This window comes from Acidobacteriota bacterium, assembly GCA_039683095.1.
In the GTDB taxonomy this organism is placed as follows: Bacteria; Acidobacteriota; Aminicenantia; order Aminicenantales; family Saccharicenantaceae; genus RBG-16-66-30.
In genome coordinates, this window is record JBDKSB010000009.1 from 75515 (window position 1) to 92728 (window position 17214).

The 17214-nt window shown below is 70.4% G+C and carries 14 protein-coding genes; 12 read left to right on the forward strand and 2 right to left on the reverse strand.

The window, feature by feature from the left end:
• The first annotated feature begins 11 nt into the window (after nucleotides 1–11).
• From ABFD52_06250 to ABFD52_06260, 3 genes are all read left to right on the forward strand, one after another.
• The gene (locus tag ABFD52_06250) at nucleotides 12–257 is read left to right on the forward strand and encodes a hypothetical protein (protein MEN6560355.1); all 246 of its coding nucleotides are present in this window, start codon (nucleotides 12–14) and stop codon (nucleotides 255–257) included.
• Between the two features lie 128 nt (nucleotides 258–385).
• On the forward strand, nucleotides 386–1024 hold the full coding sequence (locus tag ABFD52_06255; GenBank protein MEN6560356.1) for a LysE family transporter: 639 nt from the start codon (nucleotides 386–388) through the stop codon (nucleotides 1022–1024).
• A gap of 5 nt (nucleotides 1025–1029) precedes the next feature.
• On the forward strand, nucleotides 1030–2061 hold the full coding sequence (locus tag ABFD52_06260; protein ID MEN6560357.1) for a uroporphyrinogen decarboxylase family protein: 1032 nt from the start codon (nucleotides 1030–1032) through the stop codon (nucleotides 2059–2061).
• On the opposite strand, the gene ABFD52_06265 is transcribed toward ABFD52_06260, so the two are convergent.
• Complete coding sequence (locus ABFD52_06265) at nucleotides 2018–3064, reverse strand: carbohydrate kinase family protein (protein MEN6560358.1); 1047 nt, start codon at nucleotides 3062–3064, stop codon at nucleotides 2018–2020. The two genes, ABFD52_06260 and ABFD52_06265, sit on opposite strands and share 44 nt — an antisense overlap.
• A gap of 19 nt (nucleotides 3065–3083) precedes the next feature.
• Nucleotides 3084–4316, reverse strand: a complete 1233-nt coding sequence (locus tag ABFD52_06270) for an aldo/keto reductase (GenBank protein ID MEN6560359.1) — start codon at nucleotides 4314–4316, stop codon at nucleotides 3084–3086.
• A gap of 149 nt (nucleotides 4317–4465) precedes the next feature.
• Between ABFD52_06270 and ABFD52_06275 the strand changes: the two genes are divergently transcribed.
• From ABFD52_06275 to ABFD52_06315, 9 genes are all read left to right on the forward strand, one after another.
• Nucleotides 4466–4666, forward strand: a complete 201-nt coding sequence (locus ABFD52_06275) for a hypothetical protein (protein ID MEN6560360.1) — start codon at nucleotides 4466–4468, stop codon at nucleotides 4664–4666.
• Between the two features lie 72 nt (nucleotides 4667–4738).
• Nucleotides 4739–6769 (forward strand): hypothetical protein, encoded by a 2031-nt coding sequence (locus ABFD52_06280; protein ID MEN6560361.1) that lies wholly within the window; start codon nucleotides 4739–4741, stop codon nucleotides 6767–6769.
• A gap of 13 nt (nucleotides 6770–6782) precedes the next feature.
• Complete coding sequence (locus ABFD52_06285; GenBank protein MEN6560362.1) at nucleotides 6783–9281, forward strand: glycoside hydrolase family 38 C-terminal domain-containing protein; 2499 nt, start codon at nucleotides 6783–6785, stop codon at nucleotides 9279–9281.
• On the forward strand, nucleotides 9278–10417 hold the full coding sequence (locus ABFD52_06290) for a uroporphyrinogen decarboxylase family protein (GenBank protein ID MEN6560363.1): 1140 nt from the start codon (nucleotides 9278–9280) through the stop codon (nucleotides 10415–10417). Before ABFD52_06285 ends, ABFD52_06290 begins: the two co-directional genes overlap by 4 nt.
• Before the next feature lie 16 nt (nucleotides 10418–10433).
• On the forward strand, nucleotides 10434–11675 hold the full coding sequence (locus ABFD52_06295; protein ID MEN6560364.1) for a Gfo/Idh/MocA family oxidoreductase: 1242 nt from the start codon (nucleotides 10434–10436) through the stop codon (nucleotides 11673–11675).
• Between the two features lie 28 nt (nucleotides 11676–11703).
• Nucleotides 11704–13002 (forward strand): TRAM domain-containing protein, encoded by a 1299-nt coding sequence (locus ABFD52_06300; GenBank protein ID MEN6560365.1) that lies wholly within the window; start codon nucleotides 11704–11706, stop codon nucleotides 13000–13002.
• Nucleotides 13003–13346: 344 nt separating this feature from the next.
• The gene (gene rlmN, locus ABFD52_06305; protein ID MEN6560366.1) at nucleotides 13347–14423 is read left to right on the forward strand and encodes a 23S rRNA (adenine(2503)-C(2))-methyltransferase RlmN; all 1077 of its coding nucleotides are present in this window, start codon (nucleotides 13347–13349) and stop codon (nucleotides 14421–14423) included.
• Nucleotides 14420–16546 carry a beta-galactosidase gene (locus tag ABFD52_06310; protein ID MEN6560367.1) on the forward strand — a complete coding sequence of 709 codons (2127 nt, stop codon included), beginning with the start codon at nucleotides 14420–14422 and terminating at the stop codon, nucleotides 16544–16546. Before rlmN ends, ABFD52_06310 begins: the two co-directional genes overlap by 4 nt.
• Nucleotides 16547–16680: 134 nt before the next feature.
• On the forward strand, nucleotides 16681–17184 hold the full coding sequence (locus ABFD52_06315) for a transposase (GenBank protein ID MEN6560368.1): 504 nt from the start codon (nucleotides 16681–16683) through the stop codon (nucleotides 17182–17184).
• The last annotated feature ends 30 nt before the right edge of the window (nucleotides 17185–17214 follow it).

A 17214-nucleotide genomic window follows, 5' to 3' on the forward strand; every position in this document is an offset into this window, starting at 1 on the left:
AGGAGCCGCACATGGGTCTCAGCAAAGATCAAGAGGATCTCTACAAGAAGACGATGTCCGAGGTGAAGAACCAGCTGGACCACCTCGACGAGGAAGTCGAAAGGGAGCTCCAGAAGGTCCGCAAGCGCCTGGCCGAGCTGCAGGAGTCCAAGAAGTCCCTCAAGATGGTCTACGAGGGCACGGCCAAGCTCCTGGGCATCGAGTTCGAGGTCGAGGAAGAGACCGAGGACCAGGCCGCCTCCATCGCCAAGATGTGAGGCGGCGCCCGGTCGTCCGCGCTCCCTCCGTCCGCCGCTTCCGGATCAACCGCCAGCCGTCGATCCCCCTCTCTCCCGGCGCCTGCGCGATTGACGGCCTCCCGACGTTTTGGTAATCTCGACGGGAGATGTTCATCATTCTAGGGATCTCCTTCGGGCTCCTGGCCTCGGTGCCCCTCGGGCCGATCAATCTCTTCGTCGCCTCCCAGGCCCTCAAACGCGACATCCGTCACGGCATCATCGCCGGGCTGACCGCGGCCGTCCTCGACGGCATCTTCTGCTTCGTCGCCCTGGCCGGCCTCTTCACGATCAAGCTGAACCTGCCGCCCTACGCCATGTCCGTCTTCAAGGCCGTCGCGGCGGTCGTCCTCCTGCTGCTGGGCCTCAAGCTCATCAGGGATTCCCGGACGTTCGAGCTGCCCGAGGACCGCGACCACGTCCCGCCGCCTTCGCCCAAGGCCATCCTGGGCGTCGTCCTCCTCTACGTCAGCAATCCGAGCCTCTACGTCTACTGGATCTTCGTGGCCGGCGTCGTCACCGGGCACAACCTCCTCGGGACGAACCTCGTCCGCTACGGCACGTGGACGGCCGTCTGCTTCGCCATCGTGGTCGCGCTGACCTCGTTCGCCTGGTACTTCGGCCTGGTCCGCGTCGTCGGCTATCATCAGAGGCGCATCAACCAGCGGACGTTCCGCTGGATCCTCTACTACCTTGGCCTGGCGCTGATCGCTTTCGCCGCCTACACGGTGGTCCGCATCTTCGTCTGACCCCCATGACCAAGCGCGAGCGGGTCGAGAGGGCCTTCGCCTTCGAGCCGGTCGACAAGATCCCCTTCGTCCCGGCCGTCTACGAGCACAAGGCCCGTCTGGTCGGCCGGTCGCCCTCCGAAATCTGCCGCAGCGCCGACCTCCTCCTCGAGGCCCTGGAGAGGGAGCTCGAGGTCTACGACCCCGACGTCCTCACGGTCGGCGTCGACGTCTACAACGTCGAGGCCGAGGCCGTCGGCTGCGAGGTCCGCTATTTCGGGCCGGCGCCCGACGTCCCGGCCGTGGCCCGGCCCGTCCTCATGGGGCCGGACGGGATCGGCCGGCTGCGGCGGCCCGACCCCGGACGAGACGGCCGGATGCCCCTGTTCGTCGGCGTCGCCGCCCGGCTGGCCCGGGAGAAGGGGCGCGATCTCGTCGTCCGGGGCGCGGTGACCGGGCCCTTCTCCCTGGCCTGCGCCCTGGCCGGGACCGAGGAGCTGCTCGTCGCCACCGTCGAAGCCCCGGGCTTCGTGCGCGAGCTGCTGGCCTTCGCCTCGGCCGTCAGCGTCGATCTCGGCCGGGCCTTTCTGGAGAAGGGCGTCGAGCCGGTCCTGTTCGACTCCAAGGCTTCGCCAGCCGCGGCTTCGCCCCGCGTCTTCCGGGAGTTCGTCCGGCCTGCGTACCGCGACCTGGTCGTCCCGGCCCTGCGCGCGGCCGGGGCCCGGATGCTGCCCCTGATAATCGGCGGCGACACGACGCCCGTCCTCGAGGACCTGATCGCGACCGGCGCAGGCCAGATCCTGTGCGACGCGGGGGCCGACCTCGGCCGGTTCCTCCGGAGATGCGGAGAGGAAAGGCTGGCCCTGCGGGCCAGCGTGGACGCCCGCCTCGTTCATGCCGGCGGGCCGGACCGCGTCCGGGAGGAAGCCCGGGGACTGCTCCTGAAGCTCGGGGGCAGGCCCGGCGTGCTCTTTGGCTGCGGCGTCGTGGCCTACGACGCCGATCCGCGGAACGTCATCGCCCTCCGGGAAGCCCGCGACGAGCTGGCCCGGTCCTAGGCGCCGGCGGGGCCGAGACCGACGCCGCCCGGGCCACCCGCCCTCCCTGCCTGGCGATCAGGGCCTCGACCTTGCCGGCGTCGACGGCCGTCGTCGTCCCGACCCCGGTCGCGCAGACGGCGCCGCAGGCCGAGGCGTAGAGCAGGATGTCCTTCCACTCCGCCGCCGGAAGGTCGCGGCCCCGCGCGCCAGGGCCTTCGAGCCGACGGTGGAGCTTCAGGATGACGCCGGCCGAGAACGCGTCGCCGGCGCCGGTGGGGTCGACGATCCGGACCTTGAACGCGGGCAGGCGCAGGAGCGCGCCGCTCACGGCCGCTATCGATCCCTCCCCGCCGAGCGTCACCAGGACGTTCTTCGCGCCCAGGCGGCGGATCCGGGCCGCGGCCCGGACCGGGTCGGATCCTCCGACGAAGGCGCGGGCCTCGTCGGCGTTGCAGTGGAAGACGTCCGTCCACGGCAGGGCCGGGCGCAGGAAAGCCCAGGTCTTCCGGTACGGGCTGACGACATCGACGAAGGTCAGGGCGCCCATGCTCCTGGCCCGCCGCAGGACCCTGGGGAGGGCGGCGTCGAAGCGGCCCAGGAGCCCGACGCCGCCGGCATAATAGACGAGCGGCCGGTGGCGCTCGAGGAGCTCCAGGACCGGCCCGGCGGTCATCTCACCGTTCGCGCCAGGATCGGCATGGTAGCGGCGGTCCTCGCCGCGGGCCACCAGGATGAGGTCGAGCGAGGTCGGGGCCCGGCGGGTCAGCACGGGCTCGACGCCGAGCCCCCGGCCGCGGAGCTCGCCGGCCAGGTACTCGCCGAAGACGTCCCGCCCGGCCGGGAAGACCGCCCGGAGGCGGGACGGGGGCAGGCCCAGGCGGACGAGGTCGGCGGAGACGTTGCAGGCGTGGCCGCCGATCGACGGCCGGACCGAGCAGAAGACGAGCTCGCCAGGCCGGGCCAGCCGGTCGAGCCCGCTGCCGATCATGTCGACGAGGGCGATGCCGCTGACCAGGACCACGGGGCTTCCTTTCGGGCCTCTAGGCGAAGTGGAGCTTGAGCTGGCCGACGCGCCGGCCGATATCGACGCGGCCGCGGCACCGGGCGACGCAGGTCTCGCACGAGGCGCAGGCGTCGAGGCCCCGGCCGGCCGGCAGGCTGGCGATGGCCTCGCGGGCCTGGAAGACGTTGGGATAATGCAGGTACATGTGGGCCCGCATCAGCGCCGGGGTGTCCACGCCGGACGGGCAGGTGCCGGCGCAATCGCCGCACTGGACGCAGCGGGCCTGGGCCAGCCGGACGCCCCGGCCGGCCAGGAAGGCCTTCTCCGCGTCGGTCAGGGTCGGGTCGCGGGCCACGGAGACGTCCTCCTCGAGCTGGGCGAAGGTCGTGAAGCCGGGCACGGCGCAGGTGATGGCCTCGTTGCGGAGGGCCCACTTGAGCACGGCCGTCTGGCTGATCGATCCGCTGTAGAAGGGCTGGAGCTCGGCCGGCAGCTCCTCCCTGTACCAGGCCTGCATGCACTGGGTCTTCATGGCCACGAGGCCGATGCCCTTGGCCGAGGCTGCCTGGAGGGCCCGCGTCAGCCGGTCGTAGTCGTGCATGGCGTAGTTGTAGGCGACGAGCAGGACGTCGTAGAAGCCGAAGGCCGCCGCCTCCTCGAGACAGGCCGCCATGTTCTGATGGGTGGAGAAACCGGCGAAGCGGACCTTCTTCTGGTCCTTCAGCTCCTGGAAGGCCTCCAGGAACCCGGGCCGGCGGATATCGTCGACCAGGCTGACGTCGTGTATATAGAGGATGTCGACATAATCGGTCTTGACGCGCCGCAGGCTGCCCTCGAAGGTCTTGATGAAGGCGGCCTTGAGGTCGGCCGCCGGGAGGGACCGGCGCTGGGCGGGCGGGATGTTGGCCTTGGTGGCGATGATCGACTGGGACCGGGCGTTGAGCTCGCCCAGGACCGTGCCGACCATCTCCTCGTTCTTGCCGCGCCAGTAGCCGGCGGCCGTGTCGAAGTGGCGCAGGCCCAGTTCATAGGCGCGGCGGACGAGCTCGGGGTTGTCGGCGTTCATCACCCCCATGTTGACGACCGGGAGAACGAGGCCCGTCTTGCCGAGCGCCCGGGTGATGAGGGGCTTGTCCGCGGCGGCGGGAGCGGGATCGGCCGCCGCGGCGGCGGGCGGGCGGCCCGGCTTGCCGGCGCCTCCCAGCAGCGCCACGGCCCCCCCGGCCAAGGACCTGGAGAGGAAGTCCCTGCGGTTGAGCTTGTTCGTCATGTCCGCCTCCCTTTCGTGGGATCCCGAAGGGGGTTTTAGCGGCCCCTGCTCCGGTCCGGCCTATTGTAGCCGACCTCGCTCCGGAAGCCAACCGGGGCCGGTGAACCTTCCGCCGGGGCCGGCCGTATATGCAGGAGAGGAGGCGACCGATGATCAAATTCCTGCTCTGGCTGATGCTGTTCGTGATCTGCTGGCCGATCGCCCTGCTCGCCCTGTTCATGTATCCGATCGTCTGGCTCATGCTCATCCCCTTCCGGCTCCTGGGCATCACCGTCAACGCCGTCCTCGACCTGTTCAAGGCCGTCATCACCTTGCCGGCCCGGCTGCTGCGCGGCCCGAGCCGGGTCTGAGCCGGGCGGCGCCCGGGCCGCGGCCGTTAGCGGCGGTTGCTTTCCGGTCCGCCAAGTTCATATAATCGGCCCATGGAAGTGGGCGAGCACTTTTACGCGGACGACCCGGCCCGCGGGCCGTCCGACGCCAGGACGACGCTGGCCGGCGTCGATTACTTCTTTCTCGGCAACGGGCTCATCCAGGCGGCCGTCCAGGTCGCGCCGGCCGGCGAGGGCTCTCCAGTCGGGCTCCTGGTCATGGACCCCGAGCGCCTCGGCCCCAAGCGGGCCGCCCTGACCTTCGATCCCGAGACCGGGCTGGCCGGAACGGCCCTGTCGATCGTCGACCGGGGCCGGACGCACGCGGCCGCGGCCGGGTCCGTCCGGGCCGGCTGGCTGAGCGGCGCGGCCGATCCGCGCGTCGAGATCGCCTGGCGGTCGGGCCCCTATCGCGTCACGGAGGTCTTCTTCTGCCCCGACCCGGGCTCAGCCCGGCTGGCCCGCCGCGTCTCGGTCACGAGATCCGCGGCCGGCGCCGCGAAGGTCCGGCTCAGGACCGGGGTGAAGGGACGGACGGTCGAGACGGAGATCGTTTTCCGCGGCCGCGCCGCGGCCACGGCCCTCTTCGAGTACCGGCTGGCCGCGACGGCCGGCCAGGCCGCCGTCCGGCTTCGGACCGTCGCCGGCGCTGGCGCCGGGGACGCGGTCCCTGCCTGCTGGACGGACGCGGCGGCCTGCCGTTTCCATGACCCCCTGCTCGACCGCTTCTTCGCGGCCTCCAAGTTCCAGCTACGGGCCGCCGTCGCGGCCTCGGGCCGGCTCGACGGCAGCGTCTGGCAGTACAACCTCGAGTGGGTCCGCGACCAGTCCTTCATCGCCCTGGCCCTGGCCATGTCCGGCCAGGCCGGCGTCGCCCGGACCATCCTGGGCCGCCTCCTGCGCGAGTTCATCAGCGGCGAAGGCGCGCCCATGGATTCGAGCCGCTTCCGCCCCTGGCAGGAAAGCGAGGTCGATCAGAACGGCGTCCTCCTTTTCGCCCTCGAAGCGTACGTCAACTGGACCGGCGACCTGGGCCTGGTGAGGGAGCATTGGGACAGGATCGCCAGGGCCGCCGCCTTCCCGCTCCGGCCAGTCTTCCGCCACGCCCCGTCGGGGCTCCTGCTCAATCGCCGCGAGTTCTGGGAGCGGCACGGGGCCCACGGCATCCAGCCGGGCCTGGAACTGGCCCACCAGCTCTTCATGGTCATGGGCCTGCGCGCGGCCGGCCGCCTGGCGGCCCGGACAGGCCGGCCCGACCTGTCCCGCCGCTGGACGGAAGCGGCCATGGACCTGCGCAAGGCGATGCTCAAGGACCCGGCTTACTCGCTCGTCGAGAACGGGACTCTCATCAAGCGCCGCGGCCCGGACGGTCGGGCGCAAAGGACCATCCGGCCGGAACCCGGCGCGGGGCTGCCGCGCCAGGCCCCGCTCTTCGGGCCCGGCCGCCATAGGCTGGACCCGGACACGTCGGCCGCGCTCGCCGTCGCCTGGTCGTTCGTCGACCCCGGCAGCCGCCTGGCGCTGCGGACGCTGGGCTCCATGGAGAAGCTCTGGAACCAGCGCTGGTCCGGTGGCGGCTGCGGCCGCTATCACGTCACCTCCGAGCCCGACTCGCCGGGCCCCTGGCCGTTCGCCTCGCTCTTCGTGGCCCGGGCCGCCCTCGAGGCCGGTCAGCCGGCCAAGGCGCGCCGCGTCGTCGACTGGCTCGGCCGGGTCCCGGGGGGACGGGCCGGGTCATGGTTCGAGTTCTACGGCCAGCGTCCCGTTCCGCCCTATCCCCAGGCCGGGATCATCCCCTGGACCTGGGCCGAGATGATCATTCTCTGCGTCCACCATCTGCTCGGCGTCCGGCCGGGCGAGGACTTCGTCAGCCTGCAGCCCCGGCTCCTGCCGGGCCTGGACCGGATGGAGGCCGACCTGCCGCTTCGCGGCGGCCGGCTCGAGCTCCGCGTCCGGCGGGCCCGCCGCGGCGAAAAGGCGCGCTTCGAGTCGGGCGGCCGCAAGGCCGCCTATCACCGCTACGGCTTCGGCCTCGAACTGCCGCGGAGCTCCGAGCGCGTCGTCGTGCGCGCCATCATCCCATAAAGAGAGGACCGACATGCCCGCCCGGAAGATCCATCTCGTCGCCAACGCCCATCTCGACCCGGTCTGGCTCTGGGAATGGCAGGAGGGCGCCGGCGAAGCGCTGTCCACATTCCGCCAGGCGGCGGAGTTCTGCGAGAAGCGCCGCGGCTTCGTCTTCTGCCACAACGAGGCCGTCCTCTACGCCTGGGTCGAGGAGAACGAGCCGGCCCTGTTCCGCCGGATCCGCCGTCTGGTCCGCGAGGGGAAGTGGCACGTCATGGGCGGCTGGCACATCCAGCCCGACTGCAACATGCCGAGCGGCGAATCGTTCGTCCGCCAGGCCCTCTCGGGCCGGCGCTATTTCAAGGCCAAGCTCGGGGTCGAGCCGCGGACGGCGGTCAACCTCGACCCGTTCGGCCACACCCGGGGCTTGGTGCAGATCCTGGCCAAGAGCGGCTACGCCAGCTACCTCTGCTGCCGGCCCGGCAACCGGGAGTGTCCGCTCCCGAGCGACGAGTTCGTCTGGGTCGGCTACGACGGCTCCGAGGTCCTGGCCAACCGGGCCTCGGCCCATTACTGCTCGGTCGGCGGCCAGGAGCGGGCCCGCCTGGAAAAATGGCTGGCGGACAATCCCGGGGACGAACCCGTCATCCATCTCTGGGGCATCGGCAACCACGGCGGCGGGCCGTCCCGCAAGGACCTCGACGACCTGGCCGCGCTGGCGGCGGAGAGGCCGGACCTCGAGCTCGTCCATTCGACGCCCGACGCCTATTTCGAGGAGCTGGAAGGGCGGCGGGCGGCGCTGCCGCGCCGGGAGAAGGACCTCAATCCCTGGGCCGTCGGCTGCTACACCTCGATGGCCCGGATCAAGCAGGGCCACCGGCGCCTCGAGAACGAGCTTTTCTCGGCGGAGAAGATGATCACGACGGCCTGGCTCCAGGGGCTCATGCCCTACCCCCAGGACGACCTCGAAGCGGCCAGGCGCGACCTGGCCTTCGTCCAGTTCCACGACATCCTGCCCGGATCGGCCGTCCCGTCCGGCGAGGAAGGGGCCCTGCGGACGATCGGCCACGGCCTCGAGACGCTGGCCCGGCTCAAGGCCAGGGCCTTCTTCGCCCTGGCGGCCGGCGAGGCCGGGACGGCCAAGGACGAGATCCCGGTCTTCGCCTTCAATCCCCAGGCCTACCCCGTGCGCGCCCTGGTCGAGTGCGAGATCGAGCCCTGGGAGCCGAACTTCGGCAAGACGCCCTGGAACCCGCGGATCTACGCCCGCGGCAAGGCCCTGCCCGCCCAGGCCGAAAAGGAAGAGAGCAACCTCAGCGTGGAGTGGCGCAAGCGGGTCGTCTTCGAGGCCGAGCTCGCTCCCGGCCGGCTCAACCGGTTCTCGTGCCGCCTGGAGAAGCCCCCGGACAGGCCGGAGGCCCGGACGAAGGCGAGCAGCGGCGCCGTCAAGGTCGCGACGTCCGATCTCGAGGCCGTGATCAACGCCGGGACAGGGCTCCTCGACGCCTTCATCGCGGGCGGCCGGGACCTCCTCGAGCCCGGCGCGTTCAGGCCGCTGGTCATCCGCGACAACGCCGACCCGTGGGGCATGAAGGTCCGCGGCTTCCGGAACGTGGCCGGGGCCTTCGCCCCGGCCTCGCCGGAGGAGGCGGCCCGCTTCTCCGGCCTGCGCGAGGGCGGGCTCGAGCCCGTCCGCGTGATCGAGGACGGCGAGGTCCGGACGGTCGTAGAGGCCATCTTCGCCTACGGCTCGTCCAGGATGGCCGTGCACTACAAGATCCCCAAACGGGGCGCGGAGATCGAGATCGCGATCCGGGTCTTCTGGGCCGAGCGCGACGCCATGCTCAAGCTCGGCCTGACGCCGAGACTGCGGGCCGCACGCTTCCTGGGCCAGGTCGCCTACGGCGCCGACGAGCTGCCGTCGAACGGCGACGAGGCCGTGGCCCAGAAATGGCTGGCCCTGGTCTCGGAAGCGGACGACGCCGCGCTGAGCGTCGTCAACGACGGCACCTACGGCTCGGATTGGGACGGCCGTGAGCTGCGCCTGTCCCTGATGCGGTCGCCGGCCTACGCGGCCGACACCTGGGAGGACAAGCTGGCCGTGGCCCGGGACCGGTTCGTCCCGCGCCAGGACACGGGCGAGCGGACCTTCCGGTTCTGGCTCAACGGCGGCCCGCTCGCCGGCCGCATGGAGGCCGTGGACCGCGAGGCCCTGGCACATAACGAGGCGCCCTATGTCCTGGCCTACTGCCCTCCCGGCGGCGGAAAGACGGCGGCCGCGGGGATCGTCGTCGAGGGCGCCGCTGTCGAGGTCGCGGCTTTCAAGAAAGCCGAGGACGGCCGGGACGTCGTCATCCGGCTGTTCGAGCCGACCGGCCGGCCGCGCCGCGCCGTCGTCAAGCTGCCGGCGCTCGGCGCCCGGACGGCCGTCCGACTGGGGGCCTTCGAGATCAAGACGCTCCGCTTCAACCGGCGGACGAAGACGTTCGCCGAAACCGACCTCCTCGAGCGGGCCAGAGCGAAGGGATGACCTCGAAGGAGCGGGTCGCCGCCGTCCTCGAGGGCCGCATCCCCGACCGCGTCCCCTACGCCGAGTTCGCCGTCGACTTCGACACGGTCGAGCGCCTGCTCGGCCACGAGACCTTCCTGCGGGCCAAGGCCAAGTCCCAGATCGCCTTCTGGGAGGGCCGGCACGACGAGGTGGCTCAAAGCTGGCTCGAGGACCACATCGCCCTGCAGAGGAAGCTGCCGCTCGACATCGTCACCTTCCCCACGGCCACCTGGGAGCTGCCGCCGCCCGACGCGCCGCCGCCGCCGCGACGGATCGACGCCGCGACCTGGGAGGACCGCGAGGGCCGCGTCTACAAGCTGTCGGAGGCGACCCAGGACATCACCTGCGTCCACGATCCGGTCCGGGACGCCCGGGTCTTCACGGCGGCCGAGTTCGAACGCGAACCCGAGCCGGCCCGCCGCGACGAGAGGTCGTGGGCCATCCTCGACGCGGTCGTGCGGGAGTTCAAGGACGAGAAGTTCATCGCCGGGCCGTCGGGCGGGTCGGTCGGCATCGTCCTGCTCGGCGGGATGGAGCGCGGCCTGCTCGAGCTCGCGGCCAACCCCGAGGCCGTCCGGGCGGCCACGCGGCAGATGGTGCGGCGCGAGAACGCGGCCGACGAGGCCTTCATCCACCCGGATTCCGACGCCGTGCTCTGGGCCGAGGACCTGGGCTTCAAGACCGGGCCGCTCATCGGGCCGGCCATGTTCCGCGACTTCTTCCTCGAGGCCAACAAGGAGCGGGTCCGCCGCGTCCGGGACGGGTACGGCAAGAAGGTCCTCCAGCACTGCTGCGGCAACATCAACCTGCTCCTGGACATCTTCGTCGACATCGGCTTCGACGCCTACCAATCCATCCAGCCGACGGCCGGCATGGATCTCTGCCGGCTGAAGCGGGAGGTCGGCGCCCGGATGACCCTGTGGGGCGGCGTGGCCGTCGAGCACCTGGTCGGGGGCGCGCCGGAGGACGTCCGGGCCGACGTCCGGCGGGCCATGGACTGCGCCAAGCCCGGCGGCCGGTTCATCCTCGGCTCGAGCCACAGCGTCGCCGTCGGCACGAAGTACGACAATTTCATGGCCCTGCTGGACGCGCACGCCGAACTGTGTCAGTATTAGCGCCAAGGAGAGGACGATGGCGGAACCCGTATCTCTCGTCATGGTCGGCGTCGGCGGCATGGGCGCGGTCTATCTCCAGTCGCTGCTCGAGCGCCGGGACGAGGGCCTGTTCCGCATCGCCGGAGCCGTCGATCCTCAGCCGAACCGCTGCAAGCAGTACGTCGAGATGCGGGCCATGGGCGTGCCCTGCTTCGTCAGCCTCCAGGACTTTTACCGGAACCGCAAGGCCGACCTGGCCGTCCTCTCCTCCCCCATCCAGGTCCACATGCCCCAGGCGACGTTCGCCCTGGCCAGGGGCAGCCACGTCCTCTGCGAGAAGCCGGCGGCCGGCACGATCCAGGAGCTGCGGGCGGCGGTGGAGGTGGAGCGGGCCTCTGGTCGCTGGGTGGCCGTCGGCTACCAGTGGTCCTTCAGCCCGGCCGTGCAGGCGCTCAAGGCCGACATCAGGTCGGGGCTCCTGGGCGCGCCGCGCAAGCTCAAGTGCCTCTACCTCTGGCCCCGGGACGAGGGCTATTACGCCCGGAACGACTGGGCCGGGCGGAAGCGCGACGCGGACGGGGGCTGGGTCCTGGACAGCCCGGTCCAGAACGCCATGGCCCACGACCTCCACAACATGTTCTACATCCTCGGCCGGGAGACCGCGGCGAGCGCCCGGCCGGCATCCGTCGAGGCCGAGCTCTACCGGGCCAACGCCATCGAGAACTTCGACACCGCCGCCGCCCGCGTCCGGACGGAGGACGGCGTCGAGCTCCTGTTCTACGTCAGCCACGCCTCGGCGGAAGACCGCGGCCCCGTCGTCCGCTGCGAGTTCGAGAAGGCCGTGGTGCGCTGCGACAGCCGGACCTCCGGCCTCTGGGCCGAGTTCCCGGACGGGAGGCGCAAGGACTACGGCGTCCCGGACGACGAGCCGATGAACAAGCTCTGGCAGTCGATCAGCGGGGCCCGGGAGGGCGGGGCGCGGCCGCTCTGCGGGCTCGAGGCGGCGGCCAGCCAGACGCTGTGCATGAACGGCATCCAGGATTCGATGCCGGACATCCGCGATTTCCCGGCCGGGATGGTCCGGATGGTCGAGGGGCTGGCGGCCCCACGGACGGTCATCGAGACGCCGGGCGCGAAACGGCGGGTCGTCGAGGGCCTCGACGAGGCCTTCGCGGCCTGTTACGAAGCGGAGAAGCTCCCCTCCGAGATGGGACTGCCCTGGAGCGCCAGGGGCGAGCCGATCGACCTCACGGCCTACGCGGCCTATCCCTCGCGCTGAGGGCGGCGCGGCGGGACCGGACACCAGCATGAAGATCAAGATCGAGAAGATCGTCTACCCGGGCCGGCGGCTCGGCCTGGTCGAAGGGAAGGTCGTCTTCACGGACGGCGGCCTGCCCGGAGAGACCGTCGAGGTCGAGGTCTTCAAGGACCGCACGAGCTACGCCGAGGCCCGGACGGTCCGGATCGTCGAGCCGTCGCCGGACCGGGTCGCGCCGCGCTGCGGCCATTACCTGGCCTGCTCGCCCTATCAGGACATGGACTACGGCCTGGAGACCCGCATCAAGCGGGGGCAGGTCGCGGAAGTCCTGTCGCGCCAGCTCAAGCGCCCCTTCGACGCGCTCGAGCTGACGCCGTCGCCCGAGACCTGGGGCTACCGGAACAAGATCGGGCTCCGCGTGCTGCGGCAGGACGGGCAGGCCCGCTTCGTCTACCATGAGCCCGGCGAGCAGGCCTCGTTCGTGCCGGTCGAGCGGTGTTATCTCGTGCCGGACCGGGTCAACGACCTGCTGGCGGCCCTGCTCGGCGCCGTCAACGCCGTCCCGCTGCGGACCGTCGAGGGGGTCGAGATCCGGACCAGCCGCTGGAGCGGCGAATCGCTCGTGCTCTGCGACCTGGCGTCGGAGGCCGAGAGGGAGGCGGTGGCCGGGGCCTGGCGCGGATTCCGGAAGGAGTTCGGGCTGGCCGGCGCGGTCGCGTCGATACGAGACGGCAAGCGGGTCCGGACCGAGCGGCTCTTCGGCCGGGATTTCATCGAGGAACGGGCCGGGGGCCTCGTCTTCCGCATCGGGGCGCGGTCCTTCTTCCAGACGAACGTCCCCATCCTCGAGCGCGTGTTCGAGGACGCGGCCGCGGCGGCCGGGCTCGCGGGCGAGGAGATCGTGGCCGATCTGTACTGCGGCCTCGGGACGTTCGGCCTGTTCCTGGCCCGGCGCTGCCGGGAGGTCTTCGGGGTCGAGCCGGAGGCCGGGAACGTCGCCTTCCTGAAGAAGAACCTGGAGCTCAACGGCATCGGCAACTTCGCCGTCTGCGAGGGCACGGCCGAAGAATGGCTGCCGGAGATCCTGGAGCGGGCCCCCGCCGTCGTCATGCTCGACCCGCCCCGCCGCGGCGTCGATCCGGAGATCGTGCGGCAGCTCGTCGACGACCCCGTCGGCCGGCTCCTCTACCTCTCCTGCAATCCGACGACGCTGGCCCGCGATCTCCAGGGCCTCGGCGCGGCCTACGACATCGCCGCCGTGCGCGTTTACGACTTCTTCCCCCACACCCCCCACATCGAGACCCTGGCCGTCCTAAACCGCCGCCATCCGGATATTCAATGGGGTTAAATGGGGGCATTAAATGGGGGACACAATACCCGTTTCCTATTTTCCCGCCTGTTGAAAAAGCAAGCCGTGATGCCTATTTCCCATTTTCCCGCTTGTCGAGAAATCGGGGTCGGCGCAGAGCGGCGGGGAGCGGAGTCTCAGGAGCGACCATCAGAAGCGCGACGGAGCGACCCGTGGGAGCGCTTCTGAGAAATATCTTCAAAAAGAATAAAAACAGGCCGTGATGCGGGCCCTCGGGAGCGACCGGGCTGGATCGCGGCCGAGCGCTCGGAACAGCGAGAGGGATCCCGACGGCGCCCGGAACCGATGGGTCACGGGCCGCTAGTGTGATAAAATTGGGCGAAATGTCATCTCTCCCCCCCGCTGACATCCGCGACCTGACGCTCGAGGAGCTGCGGGCCGAGCTTGCCTCCCTGGGCGAGAAGCCGTTCCGGGCCGTCCAGATCTTCGACTGGCTTTACAAGAAGAAGGCGTCGCGGTTCGAGGATTTCACCAGCCTGGCCAAGCCGCTCCGCGACAAGCTGGCCGCCCGCTTCTCCATCGGCTCGCCCGAGTTCGCGGACGAACGCTCGTCCGCCGACGGCACGACCAGGTACCTGTTACGCCTGGCCGACGGCCAGCACATCGAGACCGTCCTCATCCCGGCCGGCCGGCGCCTGACGGTCTGCCTCTCGACCCAGGTCGGCTGCAAGTTCGCCTGCGCCTTCTGCGCCAGCGGCCGCCACGGCTTCAAGCGGAACCTGGCCCCGTCCGAGATCATCGGCCAGGTCCTCTTCCTCGAGAGCGCGCTCCGCCGCGACCTGACCAACTACGTCTTCATGGGCATGGGCGAGCCGCTCGACAACTGGGCGAACGTCGAGAAGGCCATCCGCATCATGAACGCGCCCGAAGGGCTGGAGATCGCCGCCCGCCGCATCACCGTCTCGACGGCCGGGTTCGTCGACGCCTTCAAGCGGCTCGAGGCGCTCGACCTCCAGATAAACCTGTCGATCTCGCTCCACGCCGTCACCGACCGGCTGCGGGACCGCCTGATGCCCATCAACCGCCGCTTCCCGCTCGAGCGGGTCGTCGAGGCGGCCGAGGCCTACGTCCGCCGCGGCGGCCGGATGATCACGCTCGAATACATCGTCATCCGCGGCGTCAACGACTCGCTCGACGACGCCGACGGCCTGGCCGCGATTGCCAGCCGGCTCCGGGTCAAGGTCAACCTCATCGCCTACAGCCCGGTCGAAGGCTCGGATTTCCGGACGCCGTCCGAGGCCGACGTGGCCCGCTTCAAGCGCTGGCTCGAGGAGCGCCGGGTCAATACCCTCGTCCGGCTGTCCAAGGGCGCCGACATCGCCGCCGCCTGCGGCCAGCTGGCCGGACGTTTCCTGGAGAAGGCCGGGCCGGCGTCGCGGCCGGCCGGGAGGAAGCCATGAGAAGAATTCCCCGCGCTCGTTCCCTCGCCCTGGCGCTCTTCGCCCTCGCCCTGGCCTCCCCCGGGGCCGGCGTCCCCGCGGCGGCCGGGCCGCGGCCGGCGCCGGACGCCCGGCGCTTTTTCCCCGCGGCCGACCTGATGAAGATCGGCGTCTATTATTATCCCGAGCAGTGGCCCGAATCGCAGTGGCGGCGCGACCTCCAGAGGATGGCCGGCCTCGGATTCGAGTTCACCCATTTCGGCGAGTTCGCCTGGGGCTTCATGGAGCCGTCCGACGGCCGCTTCGATTTCGCCTGGCTCGACCGGGCCCTCGACCTGGCCGCCCGGGCCGGGCTCAAGGTCATCCTGTGCACGCCGACGCCCTGCCCGCCGGCCTGGCTGGGCGAGAAGCACCCGGACATCTATCTCGTCGGCGCCGACGGCCGGCGCCTCGAGCACGGCACCCGGGCCAACGCGTCGCTAGCGGACGACGTCTTCGTCCGCTACGCCCGGCGCATCGTCGCCGAGCTCGGGCGCCGCTACGGGCGGGACCCGCGCGTCTGGGGCTGGCAGCTCGACAACGAGCCCTGGGGACCGCCTGACTACAGCCCTGCGGCCCGACGGAAGTTCCAGGCCTGGCTCGAGCGCAGGTACGGCACGATCGAAAAGATGAACACGGTCTGGGGCGGCGCCTTCTGGAGCACGAGGTACGACTCGTTCGCCCAGGTCCTCATCCCCAACGAGGGCCTCTCCGGCGAGGACGGCCTGAGCCCTCACGCCCTGCTCGACTTCCGCCGCTTCACGGCCGACACCCAGGCCGAATTCCTCAACCTGCAGGCCGACATCCTGCGCGGCCTCGTCCGCCCGGAGCAGTGGATCACGACGAATTACATGAACGTCACGGACTCGGCCGACCCCTGGCGGAGCGACCGGCTCGACTTCATCTCCTTCACGATGTACCCGGTCCGCGGCTCGCGGAACCTCGGCGAGCTCGGTTTCCGGCTGGGCGACCCGTATCGCCTGGCCGCGGCCGTGGATTATTTCCGCTCGTTCCGGGGGGCGACCGGCGTCATGGAGCTCCAGCCCGGGCAGGTCAATTGGGCGGCGGTCAACCCCCAGCCCGAGCCGGGCGCCGTGCGCATGTGGCTGTGGCACGCCTTCGCCGGCGGCCTGTCCTTCGCCTGCACCTACCGCTACCGGCAGCCCCGCTACGGCAGCGAGCTCTACCACGCCGGCATCGTCGGCCCGGACGGGGTGACGCCGTCGCGGGGCGGCCTGGAGTTCGCCCGGGTCATCGGCGAGATGAAGGAGCTGCGGAAGCTCTACGACCCGGCCGCTAAGATGCCGGACGGGCTGGCCGCGCGCCGGACGGCCATCCTCTGGAGCCAGGACGTGATGTGGGACCTCGAGATCCACAAGCAGACCGCGCTCTGGAATACCCGCGACCATTGCAGCAAATGGATGGCCGCGGTCAAGGCGGCGGGGTCGCCCCTCGACTACGTCGACGAGAGCGCCGACTTCGCGGCCTATCCCTTCCTGGTCGCCCCGGCCTATCAGCTCGTCGACGAGGCCCTGGCGGCCAGGTGGACGCGCTACGTCGAGGCCGGCGGGCACCTCGTCCTGACCTGCCGGACGGGTCAGAAGACGAAGGACGGCCAGCTGCCGGAGAAGCCCTGGGCCGGGATGATCGCGCCGCTCGTCGGGGCCGAGGTCGAGATCTTTGACTGTCTCCTCGAGGGCGGCCGGGGCGTCGTCCGCCGGGACGGGCGCGGCTACGCCTGGAACCGCTGGGCCGACGTCCTGAAGCCGGCCCCGGGCACGGAGACGCTGGCAGTCTACGCCGACCAGTTCTACGCCGGGAAGCCGGCGGCCGTGAGCCGCAGGCTCGGGCGCGGCACGGTGACCTACGTCGGGGTCGACACGCTCGACGGCGCCCTGGAGCGGGACATCATGCGCCTCGTCTATGAGAGGGCCGGGGCCGGGCCCGCGTCCTATCCGCCGGGCGTCTACATCGAATGGCGCGACGGCTTTTTCGTCGCCGTCAATTATTCGTCGCGGCCGTACGATGTCCCGGTCGGGCCCGGCGCGCGGATCGTGCTGGGGACCAATCCCCTCCGCCCCGCCGACGTCCTCGTCTGGCATTAAAATGGGGGACACAATACCTATTTCCTATTTTTCTGCCTGTAAATAGCGCGGGACATGATACCCGTTTCCAAATAATTTCCCTGACTGAGCATTCCGGCTCTCCTCGGGCGTCCTTATGAATGGAGAGTGAGAGAATGCCCAGAATCGCCAGGGTTATCGTCCCCGGGTGCCCCCAGGCCGAGGACAGCTTCGCCCGCGGGATAGGAGAACTCCACCGTCGGTACACGCTGGTCGTCAACACGCGCGAAGGCTGGCGCGGTTACCTATGGCAGGGCCGCTTCCTCTCCTACCCTCTCGGCGAGACCCACTGCTATTCCGCGGTCAGGTACGTCGAGAGAAATCCCGTCAGGGCGGGTCTGGTCGCGCGGGCCGAGATGTACGAGTGGTCGAGCGCGAGGGCTCATGTCCGGAGGGAAGCCCATCCGCTCCTGGCGCCCTTCCCGTTGCTGAAGGCTATCCCCGATTGGTCGGCTTACCTGGGTCAGAAAGAAAGCATCGGCGAGATCGACGATTTCCGCCAGCACGAGCGAACGGGCCGCCCGCTCGGCAGCGATGAATTCATCCGGCGGCTCGAGGCTTTGACCGGGCGTGTCCTGGCGCCCAGGCCCAAGGGCAGACACCGAAAAAATGGGAAATAGGTATTGTGTCCCGCTTTTTCAACAGGCGGG